This window comes from Desulfurivibrio nitratireducens, assembly GCF_044068515.1.
GTDB lineage: Bacteria > Desulfobacterota > Desulfobulbia > Desulfobulbales > Desulfurivibrionaceae > Desulfurivibrio.
The window spans coordinates 1-2,263 of the sequence record NZ_JBIPKI010000091.1 but is presented as its reverse complement, the minus strand read 5'-3'; the positions used below and the strand labels follow the sequence as shown (position 1 = coordinate 2,263).

Genomic DNA, 2,263 nt, shown 5'->3' with positions numbered 1-2,263 from the left:
TGTCAATGGCAAAGTAAAAGTGTACCAGTTTCGGCATTTGAAAAGTGTACCACCCCTCGGTCTTGTGTTGCCCCAGGCAGAACCTGGTCGGTGCGGCTTTCCGGCGTGCCCGGTAATTGCTGATCATTTCAATTATCCGTTGTTTTATCGTTTTGCTCTTTGATAACCGATTTGGTGATGGAATGCCCCCGCAGCCGGTAGCTGTGGCCCTTGATGTTGACCACCCGGCAGTGGTGGAGCAAACGGTCGAGGATGGCGGTGGCGATCACCGGATCCCCGAAGAACTCCTGCCAGTCGCCGAAGCTCTTGTTGGAAGTGATGATGGTGGAGCTGCGCTCATAGCGGTGGGAGACGAACTGGAAGAAGAGATAGGCCTCTTCCGGGGTGACCGAGAGATAGCCGACCTCGTCGACCACCACCAGGCTGGAGCTGAGGTAGGCCTTGTGTTTCGATTGGCCGCTCTCCTTGAGCTTGCGGATCAGGGTTTCCATGGTGGTGAAGTAGACCTTGAAGCCGTGGTGACAGGCCTTGATCGCCAGTGAGGTGGCCAGATGGGTCTTGCCGACTCCCGGCGGGCCGAGAAAGACCACGTTTTCATGTTTGGCCAGGAAGTCGAGATCGAAAAGCTCCATGACCATTTTTTTGTCGAGCTGGGGGTGAAAGGAGAAGTCATAGCCGTCGATGGTCTTGGCGCTGGGCAGGCCGGCGGTCTTCATGGCGGTCTGAACCCGCCGGGTATCCTTGGCGGCCACTTCTTCTTCCAGGAGATGGTCGAGAAAGCCCAGATAGGAACTCTGACCGGCCTCGGCTTGCTGGACGATGGTATCGAGCACTTCGGCGGCCCGGCTGAGTTTCAGTCTTTGCAGATTTTCCTGGAGGCGTTCGCCGATCAGTTGTTCCATGGGGCACCTCCTTGGACCAACCGGTCATATTCCGCCAATGACCGGTGGGCCACCTGGGGAAAGAGGGAGCCGCTGACCAGGCCCCGGGTGGCCTTGCCCTTGGCCCGGCCATACTTGCGGTTGAGCTGGGCCTGATCCCGTTTAAGCTGCTCGTAGAAGAGGCGGTTGCCGATCAGCTCATACCGGCCGGCCCCTTCCCGGTAGCTGATAATGAAGTCATGATCATGGAAAACCCGGATGGTTCCGTCCTTGATCTTGAGCAGCACCTTCTTGCCCGCCAGTTGGTGGGGGAGCAGATAGCGGTTGGTGTTGTAGGAGACCTGGCAGTCCTTGTAGACCGTGCGGTACACCTTGAGGGAGGTGTCGTAGTCCACTGGCGGCAGCTTGCCGAGCTGGGGAGTCTCCTGGCGCCAGCGTTGATCCACCGGCAGCCGATGGGTGCCGTGGATCCGCCGGTTGGCGGTTTGGTCGAGCCAGGTTCGAATATCCCGATTGAGGGCCGCGACGGTGGTGAAGGTGTAGCCACGCCAGAACCGTTCCCGAAGATACGCCAACGGCCGCTCCACCTTGCCTTTGACCCAAGGGCTGTATGGTGGGCAGACCTTGGGCCGGAAGCCGCAGTGATGGGCGAAATGGAGAAACTCGATGTTGAAATTGGTCTTGCCGTCCCGGCGATCGACGACCACGTTCTTCATGTTGTCGTAAAGCAACTCGGCCGGCACCCCGCCGAGATAGCGGAAGGCGTCGAGGTGGCAATCCAGGAACGATTCCAGGCTGCAGCGCTCGATGAACTTGACATGCATGGCCCGGGAAAAACCCAGGACCAGGGCAAAGGCGTAAACGGTGGTATGACTGCCGTCCGCCTCCCGGAGCTGGAAATCACCGAAATCGATCTGCCCCTGCCGGCCGGGTTCGGTTTCAAAGCGAAGGTAGGCCAGGCGCTGCTTTTGTTCTTTCAAGGGCCGGATGTAATCGCGAAGGGTTTCGTAGCTGCCGCCGTAACCCATGATGCGGAGCCGTTCCAGGATCCAGGTGGCCTGGTAGTCATCCTGTTCCATATAGTCCCGGATGGCCTGCTTGAAAGGATCAAGCAATGACGGCCGGGATCGGCGCCGGCGATACTGCGGCAAGGAATCCGCTTCCAGATGCTTTTTGACCGTTTTGCGGTGGATGCCCAGCTTCTTGGCGATGGCCCGCATACTCCACCCTTCACGGCGCAACGAGTGGATGTCCATAAACTCCTCCTTCGTGATCATGGGAATCACCTCCTTGATCGGATGGTAATCCCCTTTTGACAGGAAGAGGAAGTGGTACACTTTTACTCTGCCATTTTTGGTACACTTTTACATTGCCGGTGACAG

General features: G+C 58.1%; 2 protein-coding genes. Both read right to left on the bottom strand.

Annotated features, from left to right (window positions below; all coding sequences use genetic code 11):
- Positions 1-128: 128 nt before the first annotated feature.
- Positions 129-902 carry an IS21-like element helper ATPase IstB gene (gene istB / locus ACHHTY_RS12000; protein ID WP_395494407.1) on the bottom strand — a complete coding sequence of 258 codons (774 nt, stop codon included), beginning with the start codon at positions 900-902 and terminating at the stop codon, positions 129-131.
- Entirely contained in the window at positions 890-2,137 is a 1,248-nt protein-coding gene (gene istA / locus ACHHTY_RS11995; RefSeq protein WP_395494408.1) for an IS21 family transposase, read from the bottom strand. The genes istB and istA overlap by 13 nt, the downstream gene beginning before the upstream one ends.
- Positions 2,138-2,263: the final 126 nt, after the last annotated feature.

Bases quoted from the DNA above. Each gene is read 5' to 3' on its own strand.
- istA (WP_395494408.1), bottom strand. From the start codon at position 2,137: ATGGACATCCACTCGTTGCGCCGTGAAGGGTGGAGTATGCGGGCCATC.
- istB (WP_395494407.1), bottom strand. From the start codon at position 902: ATGGAACAACTGATCGGCGAACGCCTCCAGGAAAATCTGCAAAGACTG.